The sequence below is a fragment of the Fundidesulfovibrio sp. genome, assembly GCF_058402725.1.
In genome coordinates, this window is the sequence record NZ_JBZVFJ010000004.1 from 27,403 (window position 1) to 41,657 (window position 14,255).

13 protein-coding genes are annotated in these 14,255 nt (G+C 65.9%); 10 read left to right on the plus strand and 3 right to left on the minus strand.

Annotated elements, in window-relative coordinates:
- Window positions 1-3 precede the first annotated feature (3 nt).
- From rplS to ACV4UX_RS01265, 3 genes are all read left to right on the plus strand, one after another.
- Window positions 4-357 carry a 50S ribosomal protein L19 gene (gene rplS / locus ACV4UX_RS01255; protein WP_173085422.1) on the plus strand — a complete coding sequence of 118 codons (354 nt, stop codon included), beginning with the start codon at window positions 4-6 and terminating at the stop codon, window positions 355-357.
- A gap of 135 nt (window positions 358-492) precedes the next feature.
- Complete coding sequence (rnhB, locus tag ACV4UX_RS01260; protein ID WP_491591524.1) at window positions 493-1,122, plus strand: ribonuclease HII; 630 nt, start codon at window positions 493-495, stop codon at window positions 1,120-1,122.
- A gap of 7 nt (window positions 1,123-1,129) precedes the next feature.
- Window positions 1,130-1,531: a YraN family protein gene (locus ACV4UX_RS01265; RefSeq protein ID WP_491591525.1), complete on the plus strand. Its 402-nt coding sequence runs from the start codon at window positions 1,130-1,132 to the stop codon at window positions 1,529-1,531.
- Between the two features lie 84 nt (window positions 1,532-1,615).
- Here ACV4UX_RS01265 and ACV4UX_RS01270 read toward each other — a convergent pair whose 3' ends face one another.
- From ACV4UX_RS01270 to ACV4UX_RS01280, 3 genes are all read right to left on the minus strand, one after another.
- The gene (locus ACV4UX_RS01270) at window positions 1,616-2,893 is read right to left on the minus strand and encodes an AAA family ATPase (RefSeq protein ID WP_491591526.1); all 1,278 of its coding nucleotides are present in this window, start codon (window positions 2,891-2,893) and stop codon (window positions 1,616-1,618) included.
- Between the two features lie 475 nt (window positions 2,894-3,368).
- Window positions 3,369-3,959: an O-methyltransferase gene (locus ACV4UX_RS01275; RefSeq protein ID WP_491591527.1), complete on the minus strand. Its 591-nt coding sequence runs from the start codon at window positions 3,957-3,959 to the stop codon at window positions 3,369-3,371.
- 46 nt (window positions 3,960-4,005) lie between these two features.
- Window positions 4,006-4,209 carry a hypothetical protein gene (locus ACV4UX_RS01280; RefSeq protein WP_173085430.1) on the minus strand — a complete coding sequence of 68 codons (204 nt, stop codon included), beginning with the start codon at window positions 4,207-4,209 and terminating at the stop codon, window positions 4,006-4,008.
- A gap of 95 nt (window positions 4,210-4,304) precedes the next feature.
- On the opposite strand from ACV4UX_RS01280, the gene rsmI reads away from it, so the two are divergent.
- From rsmI to ACV4UX_RS01315, 7 genes are all read left to right on the plus strand, one after another.
- Window positions 4,305-5,168, plus strand: coding sequence for a 16S rRNA (cytidine(1402)-2'-O)-methyltransferase (gene rsmI, locus ACV4UX_RS01285; protein WP_491591528.1), 864 nt, complete (start codon window positions 4,305-4,307; stop codon window positions 5,166-5,168).
- Window positions 5,158-6,666, plus strand: a complete 1,509-nt coding sequence (locus ACV4UX_RS01290; protein WP_491591529.1) for a two-component system sensor histidine kinase NtrB — start codon at window positions 5,158-5,160, stop codon at window positions 6,664-6,666. Before rsmI ends, ACV4UX_RS01290 begins: the two co-directional genes overlap by 11 nt.
- Window positions 6,667-6,941: 275 nt before the next feature.
- The gene (locus ACV4UX_RS01295) at window positions 6,942-7,292 is read left to right on the plus strand and encodes an Hpt domain-containing protein (protein ID WP_491591530.1); all 351 of its coding nucleotides are present in this window, start codon (window positions 6,942-6,944) and stop codon (window positions 7,290-7,292) included.
- A gap of 253 nt (window positions 7,293-7,545) precedes the next feature.
- Window positions 7,546-10,332: a glycosyltransferase gene (locus tag ACV4UX_RS01300; protein ID WP_491591531.1), complete on the plus strand. Its 2,787-nt coding sequence runs from the start codon at window positions 7,546-7,548 to the stop codon at window positions 10,330-10,332.
- 101 nt (window positions 10,333-10,433) lie between these two features.
- Window positions 10,434-12,257 carry an ABC transporter ATP-binding protein gene (locus ACV4UX_RS01305; RefSeq protein WP_491591532.1) on the plus strand — a complete coding sequence of 608 codons (1,824 nt, stop codon included), beginning with the start codon at window positions 10,434-10,436 and terminating at the stop codon, window positions 12,255-12,257.
- Between the two features lie 10 nt (window positions 12,258-12,267).
- On the plus strand, window positions 12,268-12,900 hold the full coding sequence (locus ACV4UX_RS01310; RefSeq protein WP_491591533.1) for a hypothetical protein: 633 nt from the start codon (window positions 12,268-12,270) through the stop codon (window positions 12,898-12,900).
- A complete protein-coding gene (locus ACV4UX_RS01315) occupies window positions 12,897-14,078 on the plus strand; it encodes a glycosyltransferase (protein ID WP_491591534.1) in 1,182 nt (393 codons plus the stop codon). Before ACV4UX_RS01310 ends, ACV4UX_RS01315 begins: the two co-directional genes overlap by 4 nt.
- Window positions 14,079-14,255: the final 177 nt, after the last annotated feature.

A 14,255-nucleotide genomic window follows, 5' to 3' on the forward strand; every position in this document is an offset into this window, starting at 1 on the left:
GCCATGGACATCATCCGTCAGATCGAAAACGAGCACATCCGCCTGGACATGCCCCAGTTCAAGCCCGGCGACACCGTGAAGGTGCACTTCCGCATCCTCGAGGGCGAGAAGGAGCGCATCCAGGTGTTCCAGGGCGCGGTGCTGCGCCTGCGCAAGGGCACCACCAACAGCACCTTCACCGTGCGCAAGGTCTCCGACGGCGTGGGCGTGGAGCGCGTGTTCCCCATGTACTCGCCTTTCATCGAGCGCGTGGAGGTGATCACCGAGGGCAAGGTGCGCCGCTCGCGCCTGTACTACCTGCGCAAGCTGCGCGGCAAGGCCTCCCGCATCAAGTCCAAGAACGACTGGAACAACTAGTCCGTTTCCCGGCGATGCCGTTTCGGGCCGCCGACGCCAGCGCATCCCTCCGCTCCCGTGCCGTCCGGCGCGGAGCGGGGGAGGCGCGCGGGCGTCGGCGGCTTGTCGTGTTCGCCGCGCGCCTGCGGCGCGGCCTTGCGGCGCATCCGGGAGGCCCCCGTGCTGGCTGGCGTTGACGAGGCCGGGCGCGGATGCCTGGCCGGTCCCGTGGTGGCCGGGGCGGTGATCCTGCCCGCCTCCTTCGATCTGCCCGGTCTCACCGACTCCAAGAAGCTCACGCCCGCCCGGCGCGCGCGGCTCGAAGGGGCCATCAAGGCCCAGGCCGCAGCCTGGGGCCTGGGCGTGGTCTGGGCCGCCGAGATCGACCGCATCAACATCCTGCAGGCCACCTACCGGGCCATGGCCCGGGCCGTGGCGGCCCTGCGCGCCGTCCCCTCGGGCCTGGAGGTGGACGGCAACAAGACGATCCCCCCGCACCTGCTGGCCCTGCCGGGACTCTCCCAGCGGGCGGTGGTGGGGGGCGACGCCCTCGTCCCGGCCATCTCGGCCGCCTCCATCCTGGCCAAGACCTTCCGCGACCGGCTCATGGAACACCTCGACCGCAAGTACCCCGGCTACGGCCTGGCCGGTCACAAGGGCTACGGCACGGCGGACCATCTGGACGCCCTGGTCCGGCTCGGGCCTTGTCGGCTGCACCGCCTGACGTTCCGGGGCGTGCTGCCGGAGCCCAGGACCGTGCGGGCAATCCAGGGGTCGCTGTTGTGAGGGCTCCATGACCGCCGACCATCTCCTCCTGGGCCGCGAGGGCGAGGACGCGGCGGCCGCCCATCTCGCGTCGAGCGGCTACGAGGTCCTGGAGCGCAACTGGCGCACGCCGCGCGGCGAGGTGGACCTGATCTGCCGCCACGGGGACACCCTGGTGTTCGTGGAGGTGAAGACGCGGGGGCAGGGGAGCCTGGCGGCCGGAACCGACGCGGTGCACGGCCGCAAGCGCTCCCGGCTTTTGCGCGCGGCGGCCGAATACCTCTCGGCCGGTGACTTGTGGGCCAGGCCCTGCCGCTTCGACGTTGTGAGCGTGGTCCGCCACGGCGCATCCCTGCGCGTGGAGCACCTGGAGGACGCCTTCCGGGCCGAGTTCGAGCGCTCGGGCGGGCGGGGCTGGCAGCCCTGGTGATGTGTCTTTGTTTATACTATGTTAGACTTGTTACTATGGTAAGACTCCAATGGTTTTGCCAGTGGTTTATTTGTTGCGATACTCTTATAGGCTTGGAGCACTTCCGAGACGTATTCCACTATTCTCTGCGACTAGCCGTACATGACCACGCATCAGGTTTTTTGCAAACCGTTTGTAGCGGTAGCGAATTTCATTTGAGCCACCGCGCTTCGGAGTGTTGACTATTATTTTTCCATAGGTGGCCGTGCCAAGTCGTTGCAATCTTTTTGAAAGAATCTCATTGTCAGGTTGGTCCCAACCGTATTTGGCTCCAAGTAGTTTGTAGTGATCAAATAAATCGTCATATCTAACGTCAACACAGTCTAGATCTGCCATTGACCAAATTAAGTTTCTATAAACATCATCGTCACGCTGTGTTGCTGTTAGGTAGTCGTTCATTAGTTCTTCGATGCTGCCGTCGACAGCACTTTTTATGGCATCTGAGTAAATTTCGTTCGTGATTTCAGAAGAGTCGCTTATTATTGCTTCGTGGAGGAGGGCCTTTCCGATGAGGTGCGCGAAGTGTGGGTATCCACTGCCAATGATTGCAATTCGAATTAAAATGTCTCTCGGGACGCTAATGTTCAGTTCCTTCGCAGCCTCTTGAACAATGTCCATTAAGTCTTGGGCAACCAGCGGATTGAGGCATACCTCGCGGATGTACCGTGGGATTGAAGCGTGCACCCCAATTAACTCGTGTACACTGTTTGCAATGCCTACAAGCATTAGCTTTGTGTTGAATTCTTGGTCTCCATATTGTTTTACTAGGTGGGCTAAGTATTTGCGGTCTGACTCCTTGAGTTCCTCGAGTTCATCTACGATGATTACTGTCTTGTCGTCGCCTGCAAAAAGTTTGTCGATGTCTCTAAATGATCTAATGGCGTCGTCAATGTCTTCAAATGGAGCTATCCGTGGACGGTCATGCTCAAATGTCAGTCTCACGCTTGGGCGCAAGGAGAAGTTTAGTTCTGTCTTTTTTAGCTTGTCAAAATCAATCATATTTAAATTGACAGCTAAATCTAGCAGATCTTGAGATATGTATCGAAACAAGGATAGGAAGTTGGAGTCAGGAGAACAGGCCGCATAGATGTGTTCGCGGTCCGATGCTGTTGTCATCTGGGCAACAGTCCGGGCTAGGCTGGTTTTCCCAACTCCTCTGTTCCCATATATAAAGGGGATAGAGTTGTAGACGGATAGTTCGTATTTTAGCGTGTCGAATTCTTTGGTTCGTCCACGGAGGTGTTCCAAGTTTCTAATGGGCCTCTCAGGTGAAAGGTATGTGCTCAGTAGTTTTAGTTTGTTTTCAGTTGTGTTAGTATTCATGAGTCAATCCTTGTGGATTCGTCTTGTGTCGTGATGTGTTGGATTAGATTGTTCTTGTGGCTCGTTGCAGCAATTTTTCGTGAAGGTCTGGTGCTGTTGCGAACACATCTATATGTTCGACGTCCTGAGGGTGGGGCAGCCAAGAAAACCCTCGGGGGCAATGTCTAGCTGTTGTCAAGCCCGCAGATAATATACTCATCCTATGCTAAGCTTGCAGATGGCGCAATAGGCTTTGCCATGGTGCTTTGAGGCAGGGTCTAGCCTCATCTCGCGACACCCGGAAATATGTTGCCACTATGAAAACAGTCGAGTTTGTTGAACGAGACATGAGTTTGTGTCGTAGCATGCCGAAATTATTCATGTAATACAGAGGGAGCAATGCTGAAGTGAATGATTCTCAAGGTTCTATGGCTCGCACCAACTGTGCCTCTGGTAGGGGGCTGGAATTAAAACAAGAAAATAACGAGAGCGAAGTTTACAGCTTCCTGCAGACCAGTTCGCCGGAGCCGATGGGCGCCACCAGCGAATCCACGCGCGGGTCCGTGGGGACGTATTCCAGGAACTCGGCCATCTCGTGGGCGTGGCTGACGGCGTTGTCCACCACCAGCAGGCCGCCGGGCACGAGCTTGGGCACGATCACGTCGTAGCAGGCGCGCAGGATGGCGCGCTCGGCGTCCAGGAAGCAGAAGGCCAGGGGGCCGTGGCCCGCCAGCAGGGGCACGGCGTCGGCCTCCACGAGGCGCACGCGGTCTTCCGCCCCGGCGGCGGCGAAGCTCTCCCGGGCCAGGGCGGCCTTGCGGGGGCTTATCTCGTAGGTGGTGAGCCGCGTGGAGCGCAGCCCGGCGGCCTGGGCCAGCCAGAGGGCCGAGTAGCCGCCCGACGTGCCCACCTCCAGCCATTCGCCCTCGGGCGCGTTGGCCGCCAGCAGGCAGAGGAACTTGCCCGTCTCGGGGGGGATCTGGCGCAGGCGGTCGAAGCGGGGGGTGCCGTCGGTCTTGTCGGCCTCGTGCAGGGCGGCGAGCAGGGCCATGCGCTCGGTCACGGCCTCGGGAATGCTGTGGAACACCGCGACCTCCTGGATAAAACGGGGGGGATGCGGGGGCGGATGCGGCCTAGATGACCACGTTGCCGATGATGCGGCCCTTTTCGGCGTGGTCGTAGACGCCGGTCCATGCGTTCACGGAGACCGGCGGCTCGGCGGGGCGCTGGGCGAACTTCTCCACGGCGACCTGCTGCGGGTCGAAGGTGATGAGGCCGTTGGAGTTGGCCATGGAGATGGGGCCGTTGGAGCCCACGTCGTAAGCGGGATCAGCCATGATTGAGACGTATGCCCGGCGTCCCGGCCTGTCAATGGCCCGCTCGCCCTTCGGCCCCGCTTGCATTCGGCCCGGGGCCATGGGATAGCCCTTCCATGCAGGGTGAGCCGGGAACGCTGTGGGTGGTGGCCACGCCCCTGGGCAACGCGGGGGACCTGACCCAGCGCGCGCGCGACATTCTCGGGCGTGCGGGGCTGCTGCTCTGCGAGGACACCCGCCGCGCGATCCGGCTCCTGGCCGATCAGGGCATCGTCCAGCCCCCGGAGGGGCGGCGCATGCTCTCCCTCTTCGACCACAACGAGGAGGGGCGCATCCCCCAGGTGCTGGCCCACCTGGAGCAGGGCGGCGAGGCCGCGCTCGTCTCCGACGCGGGCACGCCCGTGCTCTCCGACCCCGGATACCTCCTGGTGCGCGCCTGCCTGGAGGCGGGGCTCCGCGTGCGCCCGGCCCCCGGACCCTCGGCCGTCATGGCCGCGCTGTGCGTCTCGGGCCTTGCGCCCCAACCCTTCGTCTTCCTGGGCTTCCTGCCGCGCAAGTCCGGCGACGTGCGCCAGGCTCTGGCCCGCTTCGCCCCCGCCGGGTGCACCCTGGTGTTCTTCGAGCGCAAGGACCGCCTGGCCAAGACCCTGGCCCTGGCCCTGGAGGTGCTGGGCGAGCGCGACTGCGTGGTGGCCAGGGAGCTCACGAAAACCCATGAGGAATTCCTGCGCGGCAGGCTCTCGGAGATGGCCGTCCTGGAGCGAGAACTCCTGGGCGAGATCACCGTGGTGCTGGGCCCCGCCCTGGAGCAGGCGGCGGCGGACCCCGACCTGGTGCGCCGCGTGCTGGAGGAGGAGGCCCGCGCCGGGGGCAGGCCGCGCGAGGTGGCCCGACGCGCGGCCGCCAGGCTGCCGGGACGCACGGCCAAGGAGCTCTACGCGCTCCTGGGCCAGGGAAGGGGAGGAGAGCATGGCGCCTGATCGCCTGCCAGAGGGATACTGCCTGTGGGAGCTGGAGGACAGCGCCTTTTGCGTGGGCATCATGGGCACGGGGCCGGGTTTTCTCTCCATCCTGGACATCGTTTTCAATCCGGCGGTGGCCGATTTCCTGCCGCCCATGACCCTGGCCGCCCTGGCCGAGCCCGGCCCGGAGCGCGAGAAGCTGCGCGACCCCCGCGTGGAGGGCCTGCCGGTCTACGAAACCCACCAGGAGATGCTCCAGGCGCACCCGGACATCAACCTGCTCATCGAACTGGTGGGCAAGCGCCACAAGGTGAAGTCCATCGTTGCCGGGCTGCCGGGCCACGTGAGCTTCATCGACCACACGGCCTCCTTCTTCCTGTGCGCCCTCAACAAGTTCGCGGCCATCAGCGCGCGCTGCCAGCTCAACCTGGACAACCAGCGGGTGCTCGTGCAGGCCGTGCTGGACGAGGTGCCCGAGGACATCCTGCTCCTGGACCGCCAGGGCCGCGTGGTGGACGTGAACCGCAACGTGGCCCTTCGCCGGGGCGTTCCCAAGGAGGAACTCCTGGGCAAGCCATGCTGGGACGTGCAGGCCGTGCGCGACGACATGCCCTTCTGCCATCCCGAAACCAGGGACTGCCCCTTCCACCAGGCCCTGCGCACCGGCCGCAAGGCCGAATCCCTGGAGACCAGGGTGAGCAAGGAGGGCAGGCTCCTCTATTTCCGCGAGTACGCCTATCCCATCCTGGACGCCTCCCGTGGCATCTCCCACGTGCTGGTCATGCGCCGCGACATCACCTCGCGCACCGAGTCCGAGAAGCGCGCCCAGCAGACCGAGAAGGTGGGCGTGGTGGAGCGTCTCTCGGCCTACATGGCCCACGAGATCCGCAATCCGCTCTTCGCCATCGGCGGATTCACCAACTCCCTGCTCAAATCGCCCAACCTGAGCGAGCGCGAGCGCGAGAAGGTGCGCATCATCCTGGAGGAGACGGCCAAGCTGGACCGCATCCTCAAGGAGATGATAGGGTTCTCCCGGCCCGGCTCGGAACAGCCCGGGGAGGTGGACGCCGCGCACGTGGCCCGCGAGGCCGTGGAGGTGCTGCGCGCCGGCTTCCTGCCCGCCGGGGTGGAGATCGCCCTGCGCCTGGGTGAGGCCCTGCCCCGGGTGAAGGCCCACGAGGAGACGCTCCGCCGCGCCGTGATGCACCTGGTGACCAACGCCCTGGAGGCCATGGACGGACCGGGCCTCGTGGAGGTGTCGGCCGGGCTCTCGGGCGGGAACGTGGTGCTCTCCGTGCGCGACACGGGCCGGGGCATGTCGCAGGAGACGCTGGAGAGGGTGTTCAGCCCGTTCTTCACGGGCAAGGGGCTGGGCAAGGGCAAGGGCTACGGCCTGGGCCTGGCGCTCATCCGCAAGGCCGTGGAGGACTGGGGAGGCCGGGTGGAAGTGGCCAGCCGCGAAGGTGCGGGCACCACGGTGTCGCTGGTGCTGCCGCCCGCCCTGGCCCTGCCCTAGCAGCCTGTGAAAATCCTCGCTGGCTGCGTTCCAGGGAAAAAGCCAAACCCTCACGTATGAGAAATACGCTTCGGGCTTGGCTTTTTCCCTGCGCCTTGCCAGCGAGTTTTTTGAACAGGCTGCATGAATCGACTTTTTCAACGGACTGCCAGGTTCGTTCCCGGCAGCCGGCCGTGGCGCGTCAACCGTCCGCGAAGTCGCCGTTCATCCCGCCGCCGAGGCCCTTCCAGGGGCCGACCGCAGCGGGCCGGACAAGCAAACATGAGGAAGAGGGAATGGACGCGAACCTGGTGGACATGGCCAAGCTGGTGGAGCGCATGGAAGGGGACCAGGACCTCATCAACGAGGTCTTCGACATGTTCGTGGAGGAAGCCCCGGCGCGGCGCGTGAAGTTCCAGGCCGCCCTGGCGGGCCAGGACGTGCAGGCCATGGTCATGCTGGCCCATTCGCTCAAGGGCGCGAGCGGCACCCTGCACTGCGAACCCCTGCGCCAGGCCTGCTTCGAGCTGGAGCACGCCGCCCGCGCCGCCGACTCGGACCGGTTGGCGGCGCTGACGCCGCCCGTGCTGGAACTGCTGGAAAAGACCGCCGCCTGGATGGCGGCGTATCGCAGGCAGGAGGCGTGAACCCGCGCGGTTCCGTCAAAGTCCGTCAAGGGAAATTATCGTAACCGCCGCGTGCGCAGTTTTCGTAACCGGGACGCGTCACGCATTTCACATGCATGCCCGGCGCGGCTTCCCGGCCGCGTCGGGGCATGGCACAGGCCTTGCTTTCTCCCGCCCGCGCCGTCAGGCGCCTCCCCCGGCCGGGCACGCGGCCCGCTCCGGGAGATCACCAAGCGCGATCAACCGGCCAAGCGCCGGAAAAGGTGAGGGCATCATGTTCCAGTTAGAAGGCGGCAGCGCCTCCCCGGCCATCTTCGAGCGCCCCCGCGTCCACGGACGCTTCCTCTTCCTGGGCGACAGGAAGTTCTTCATCAAGGGCGTCACCTACGGCCCGTTCCCCGAGAACGAAAACGGCGAACCCCTGCCCGAACCCGAGCGCGTGGCCGAAGACTTCCGCCTCATGCGCTCCATCGGCGTGAACACCATCCGCGTCTACTACGTGCCGCCCAAGTGGTTCCTGGACGCCGCCGCAACCCACGGCATCCACGTGATGGTGGGCATCCCCTGGCCCCAGCACCTGTGCTTCCTCGACCAGTGGGAAGTGAAGGAGGCCATCAAGGACGCCATGCGCGAGGCCGCCCGCGCCTGCGCCGGGCACCCGGCCCTGCTGGCCTACCTGATCGGCAACGAGATCCCCAGCCACATCGTGCGCTGGTCCGGGGCCAAGAAGGTGGAGAAGTTCCTGGCCAAGCTGGCCTCCATCGTCCGCCGGGAAGACCCCACGGGCTTGGTGACCTACGCCAACTACCCCTCCACCGAGTACCTGAAGCTCCCCTTCCTCGATTTCCTGTGCGTCAACGTCTACCTGCACGAGGAAACGAGCTTCCGCGCCTACGTCAAGCGCCTCCAGAACGTGGCCGGCGACCTCCCGCTCGTGCTCTCCGAGTTCGGCATGGACTCCCTGCGCCACGGCGACGACGCCCAGGCCAGGTTCCTGGAGTGGCAGGTGCGCGCCGCCTTCGAGGAGGGCGTCTCGGGCACCATGGTCTTCGCCTGGACCGACGAGTGGTACACCGGCGGCCACCTCATCGAAGACTGGAAGTTCGGCATCGTCGACGCCGAGCGCCAGCCCAAGGCCGCCTTCCACGCCGTGGCCAAGGCCTACGCCAATCCCCTGCCGCCCCTGCCGCCCCACGCGCCCATGATCTCCGTGATCGTCTGCGCCTTCAACGCCGACTCCACCATGGAAGGCTGCCTGGCCAGCTTCGAGCACGTGGAATACCCCAACTTCGAAGTGATCGTGGTGGACGACGGCTCCACCGACAAGACCGGGGAAATCTCCGACCGCTACGCGGCCAAGTTCCCCTTCATCCACGTGATCCACCAGCCCAACCTGGGCCTCTCCGCCGCGCGCAACGTGGGCATGCACGCCGCCCAGGGCGAGATCATCGCCTACACCGACTCCGACTGCTACGTGGACCCCCACTGGCTCACCTACATGGCCTGGGCCTTCCGCGACCAGCGCTTCGCCGCCGTGGGCGGACCCAACCTGCCCCCGCCCGAAGACAACCGCACCGCCGCCTGCGTGGCCGTCTCCCCCGGCGCGCCCACCCATGTGCTCGTCACCGACGAGATCGCCGAGCACATCCCGGGCTGCAACATGGCCTACCGCCGCGAACACCTCCTTGCCACCGGCGGCTTCGACGTGACCTACCGCGCCGCCGGCGACGACGTGGACCTCTGCTGGAGGCTCATGGACATGGGCCACACCATCGGCTTCCACGCGGGCATGATGGTCTGGCACCACCGCCGCAACACCGTGAAGGCGTACCTGAAGCAGCAGAAGGGCTACGGCCGCGCCGAGGCCCTGCTCATGCCCAAGCACCCGCAGCGCTTCAACGTGCTGGGCAACTCCCGCTGGGCCGGGCGCATCTACGGCGACATCTCCGGGGCGCTGCTCTCCACGCGCCCGGTGATCTACCACGGCGTCTTCGGTTCCGGCCTCTTCCAGACCCTCTACGAGCCCAAGGGCAGCCTGACCGCCTACCTGCCCATGAGCTTCGAATGGATGCTGGCCGCCGTGGCCGTGCTGGCCTCCGGCTTCGCCTTCGCGCCCCTCTTCGCCCTGGGCGCGGCCATGCTGGGCGTCACCTTCGCCTTCGTGGGGCACCGCGCCGCCCAGGCCAAGCTCCCCAAGGCCCACGACACCTTCCTGGCCCGGCTGACCATCTTCCTGCTCACCCTGGCCCAGCCCTGGATCCGCGGCAAGGCCCGCTACCAGACCCTCATGGACCTGCGCCGCCAGGGTCGCAGGGGCCTCAAGAGCGGCAGCCTGGCCGTGCTGGGCCTGCCCGAGGAAGCCAACCTGCCCAAGTACACCCTCTGGACCCGCGTGAAGGACACCTGCTCCATCTTCCGCAGGGGCCTCAAGTTCCACCGTTTCTTCTGGAACGGCGCGTCCCTGGAGCGCGAGGACGTGCTCGACCACATCCTGCGCGTGCTGCGCACCCTGGGCGTGAGCCACACCGCAGGCACCGGCTACGCCCCCTCCTCCAACGCGGCGCCCTGGGACCTGCGCATCCAGCCCGGGCTCATGAGCGCCCTGATGCTGCGCGTCACCGTGGAACACCACGGCGGGGACAAGCGCTTCGTGCGCCTGGCGGGCTCCGTGGCCCCCACCGGCCTGGCCGTGGCCCTCACCGGCCTCTCCCTGGCCGCGGGCCTGGGCTGCCTGGCCCTGGGCGGGCTGATCCCGGCCGCCGCCTGCGGCGGCGTGGCCCTGACGGCCGTGCTCTGGACGGCCAAGGGCATGTCCTCCTCGGCGGCCATGGTCACCAAGCTGGCCCAGCACCTGATGACCTGCAAGCACGGCAGCTCCCTCACCGAACCCGAGGACCCCAAGAAGGCCGCCAAGGAAGCCGCCAAGGCCGCCAGGGAAGATCAGGCCATCGCCGTGAAGCCCGTGAACGCCCCGGCCGAAGCCCCGGCCGAAGAGGACGAGCCCCTGGAGGCCGGAAAGGCCGAGGCCGCCCGCGCCGCCGTGGACGCGCCCCTTCAGTAGTCGACATCACAGACGCCATCGCGTAAGACCCGGACCGGGCCGGGGGGGCAGCCCTGCCCTCCCGGCCCGCTTGCGGTCAACCATCCAACCACCCGGATACCATGGCAGTTTTCCTCAAGCTCCTCGGCTACCTGCGGCCCTATGCACTCCTCTTTGCCTTCTGTCTGGGCCTGGTGGGGGTGCAAAGCGCCCTGGAACTGCTCAAGCCCTGGCCGCTCAAGCTCTGCGTGGACCAGATCATCGCCCGCCAGCCCCTGGAGTTCTGGGGGTGGACCCTGCCCGCCAACGTGTTCTCCACCGGGACGGAGCTTGCCATCGTGGCCCTCTCCCTGGTGGCCGTGCACTTCCTCTCGGGCTTCGTCCAACTGGCCAACAACTACCTGACCATCCGCATGGGCCAGGACATGGTGCAGGACTTCCGCTGCGAACTCTTCGACCACCTGCAGCGCCAGTCCCTGCTCTTCCACCAGACCCGCCCCACCGGAGACCTGCTCTACCGGCTCATGGGCGACACCTACTCGGTGCAGACGCTGCTCATGAACGGGGTGTTCACCACGCTCACGAGCATCGTGCTCCTCATGGGCATGTTCTTCGTGCTCCTGGGCATCGACTGGGAGCTGACGCTCTACGCCATGGCCGTGGTGCCGCTCCTGATCCTGGCCATCGCCAGCGTGACCAAGAAGATCGGCAACCTGACCTACGAGACCCACATGAAGGAGTCCAAGGTCTATTCCACGGTGGAGAACATCTTCAACTCCATCTCCCTGGTGCAGGCCTTCGCCCGCGAGGACGAGGAACGCAGGCGCTTCGTGACCGAAAGCCAGCACAGCTTCGACCGCAAGCTCACGCTCTATTCGGTGCAGACGGCCTACGGCTGGCTGGTGGGGGCCATCACGGCCGCCGGAACGGCCTACGTGCTCTACGTGGGCGCGCGCCACGTGCTCGATGGCGACCTCTCCACGGGCGACCTGCTCATCTTCCTGGGCTACCTGGCCTCGCTCTACACGCCCTTGAACAACATCGCCAACACCATGGGGGCCATCAGGGGCTCGCTGGCCCAGGCCCGGCGCGTGCTCGACGTGCTCGCCGAGGACAAGGCCGTGCCCGAGGCCCCCGACGCCAAGCCCCTGGAAATCACCAAGGGCGCGGTGGAGTTCTCCGGCGTCACCTTCGGATACGACCCCGCGCGCCCGGTGCTCGGCGGCGTGAGCTTCAAGGCCCGGGGCGGGGCCACCGTGGCCGTGGTGGGCCAGACCGGCGCGGGCAAGACCTCGCTCATCAGCCTGCTCCTGCGCTTCTACGACCCCCAGAAGGGCTCCATCACCATCGACGGGCAGGACCTGCGCAACGTCACGCTGAAGAGCGTGCGCCAGCAGGTGGCCATCGTGCTCCAGGACACGCACCTCTTCCCCATGAGCGTGCACGACAACATCGCCTACGGCAAACGCACCGCCACCCGCGAGGAAGTTGTGGCCGCAGCCACACTGGCCAACGCCCACGAGTTCATCGAGGCCATGCCCCAGGGCTACGACTCGGTGCTCGACGAGCGCGGCTCCAACCTCTCGGGCGGACAGCGCCAGCGCCTCTCCATCGCCCGGGCGCTCCTGAAGGACGCGCCCCTGCTCATCCTGGACGAGCCCACCTCGGCCCTGGACGCGGGCACCGAGGCCCTGATCATGGAAGGCCTCGACCGGCTCATGGAGAACCGCACCACCTTCGTGATCGCCCACCGCATGTCCATGATGCGCCGGGCCGACCTGATCCTGGTGATCAAGGACAAGACCGTGAGCGAGATGGGCACGTTCCAGGAGCTTCTGGACAAGGGAGGCGAGTTCGCCCGTCTCCACGCCCTCCAGTTCGCGCCCCTCAAGGAGCGCCGCCCCCGCGACGCCCAGGGGCAGGAGATCGTGGCCGAGGCACCGTAAGGAGGCGTCCATGCCAAGCCGCTTCACCAGACTTCCGGCGCTGTTTGCGGCCCTTCTGCTGGCCGCCCTCTGCACGGGCTGCTTCGGCGCCTCGGGTCTCTACACCATGCGCCTGGACGCCTACGCAGAGCACGTGCCCTACGGCAAACGCTTCGTGGTGCGCCCCGGGTTCATGGACATCGCGCCCGACGACAAGACTTTCCTGGCCTGCGCGGACATGCTCGCCAAGGCCCTGGAGCCCAAGGGCTACACCCGGGCGGCCTCCCTGGAGGAGGCCGACCTGGTGGTCTACCTGGCCTGGAACGTCACCGAGAACCGCCACATCCCGGCCGAATCCATGCCCCAGGGCTTCGCGGGCCACAATGCCCGCCTGCTGGCCTTCCTGGACTACACCCGGGAACTCTCCGTGGAGGCCGTGGACATGGCCCGCTTCAAGGCCAACCTCCCCAGGAACGTTGTCTGGCGCATGCACGTGATCTCCACCGGGCCCACCTCCGGCATGGAGAAGTCCATGCCCTACTTCGCGGCGGCCATCGCCGAATACGCGGGCAAGAGCGGCGACGTGTCCGTGGAAGTTGATTCCGACTTCACCATCCGGCCCGTGAAACCGGCCCCCAAACCTTCAAAAGGCCCGAGGCCATGAACAAACGCACCATCATCGTCTCCGGACTGGCCTGCACCTACCCCCTGGGTGGCGTGGCCTGGGACTACATCCAGTACCTGCACGGCTTCCACAAGCTGGGGCACGACGTCTACTACCTGGAGGACACCGGCGGCTGGGCCTACGACCCCTTCAACGTCACCTTCACGGAAGACTATTCCTACCACATCAAGTACCTCACGGACTACCTCGCGGCCCTGGACCCGGACCTGGCCAGGCGCTTCTGCGTGCGCGACCCGGCCGACAACTTCCACGGCCTCTCGCGCGAACAGCTCACGGACGTGGTGCAGCGCGCCGACGTGGTGTTCAACATCTCCACCACCCTCTGGCTGCGCGAGGAGTACCAGGGCATCCCCGTGAAGGTGCTCATCGACTCCGACCCCATGTACACCCAGGCGGGCATCCCCGATTATCTGGCGGGCACGGCCTCCGAGAAGGACGTGAAGAACATCGAGCACATGAAGCTGCACGACCGCTTCTTCAGCTTCGCCGAGAACTTCGGCAAGCCCGGCTGCCTGATCCCCCGGGGCGTCTTCGACTGGCGGCCCACCCGGCAGCCCATGGTCCTGGAGTGCTGGGACACCCCCCGCAAGCCCGCCTCCGAAGCCTTCACCACGGTGCTCTCCTGGCAGCCCAAGGAGTCCGGCCCGGTGATCGGCGGCGTGCAGTACGGCGGCAAGAACATGGAGTTCCTGCGTTTCATCGACCTGCCCCAAAAGACCTCCGCCACCCTGGAGCTGGCCCTGGGCCAGGGCAGGCCCCCGCGCGAGATGCTGGAGGAGAAGGGCTGGAAACTCGAAGACGGCTTCGCCAAGTCCACCACGCCCTGGCTCTACCGCGACTACATCCAGGACAGTTTCGCGGAGTTCTCCATGGCCAAGAACGCCTACGTGGCCTCGCGCTCCGGGTGGTTCTCCTGCCGCAGCACCTGCTACCTGGCGGCCGGCCGGCCCTGCGTGGTGCAGGACACGGGCTTCTCCGACTTCATGCCCACGGGCGAGGGCGTGCTGGCCTTCTCCACGGAGGACGAAGCTTTGGCTGGTATCGAAGCCGTGCGCGCCGACTGGGACAGGCATTCCCGGGCCGCGAAGAAGTTCGCGAAAGAGTGGTTCGATTCCGACGCGGTGCTCTCGAAGCTGCTCAGGGAAGCGATGGAGTAGGGCGGAGGGTCCCGCGCGGAGGCCGTGCGGACCGGCGCTGACCGGCGGTCCTGTCCCGTGTCGGCCTTGCCGCACCGGGCGAGACCAGAGAGGTCAGGCCCGGTGCGCGCAGGACCGGAGAAATCCGGTCCCCGCCGGTCCGGTTCATGCCGGTCCGTGCGGGTCCGTGCGGTCGGA

What these genes read in the sequence shown, in the direction of transcription:
- rplS (WP_173085422.1), top strand. Translation starts at nt 4, where the DNA reads ATGGACATCATCCGTCAGATCGAAAACGAGCACATCCGCCTGGACATG.
- ACV4UX_RS01265 (WP_491591525.1), top strand. Translation starts at nt 1,130, where the DNA reads ATGACCGCCGACCATCTCCTCCTGGGCCGCGAGGGCGAGGACGCGGCG.
- ACV4UX_RS01270 (WP_491591526.1), bottom strand. Translation starts at nt 2,893, where the DNA reads ATGAATACTAACACAACTGAAAACAAACTAAAACTACTGAGCACATAC.
- ACV4UX_RS01280 (WP_173085430.1), bottom strand. Translation starts at nt 4,209, where the DNA reads ATGGCTGATCCCGCTTACGACGTGGGCTCCAACGGCCCCATCTCCATG.
- rsmI (WP_491591528.1), top strand. Translation starts at nt 4,305, where the DNA reads ATGCAGGGTGAGCCGGGAACGCTGTGGGTGGTGGCCACGCCCCTGGGC.
- ACV4UX_RS01290 (WP_491591529.1), top strand. Translation starts at nt 5,158, where the DNA reads ATGGCGCCTGATCGCCTGCCAGAGGGATACTGCCTGTGGGAGCTGGAG.
- ACV4UX_RS01295 (WP_491591530.1), top strand. Translation starts at nt 6,942, where the DNA reads ATGGACGCGAACCTGGTGGACATGGCCAAGCTGGTGGAGCGCATGGAA.
- ACV4UX_RS01300 (WP_491591531.1), top strand. Translation starts at nt 7,546, where the DNA reads ATGTTCCAGTTAGAAGGCGGCAGCGCCTCCCCGGCCATCTTCGAGCGC.
- ACV4UX_RS01305 (WP_491591532.1), top strand. Translation starts at nt 10,434, where the DNA reads ATGGCAGTTTTCCTCAAGCTCCTCGGCTACCTGCGGCCCTATGCACTC.
- ACV4UX_RS01310 (WP_491591533.1), top strand. Translation starts at nt 12,268, where the DNA reads ATGCCAAGCCGCTTCACCAGACTTCCGGCGCTGTTTGCGGCCCTTCTG.
- ACV4UX_RS01315 (WP_491591534.1), top strand. Translation starts at nt 12,897, where the DNA reads ATGAACAAACGCACCATCATCGTCTCCGGACTGGCCTGCACCTACCCC.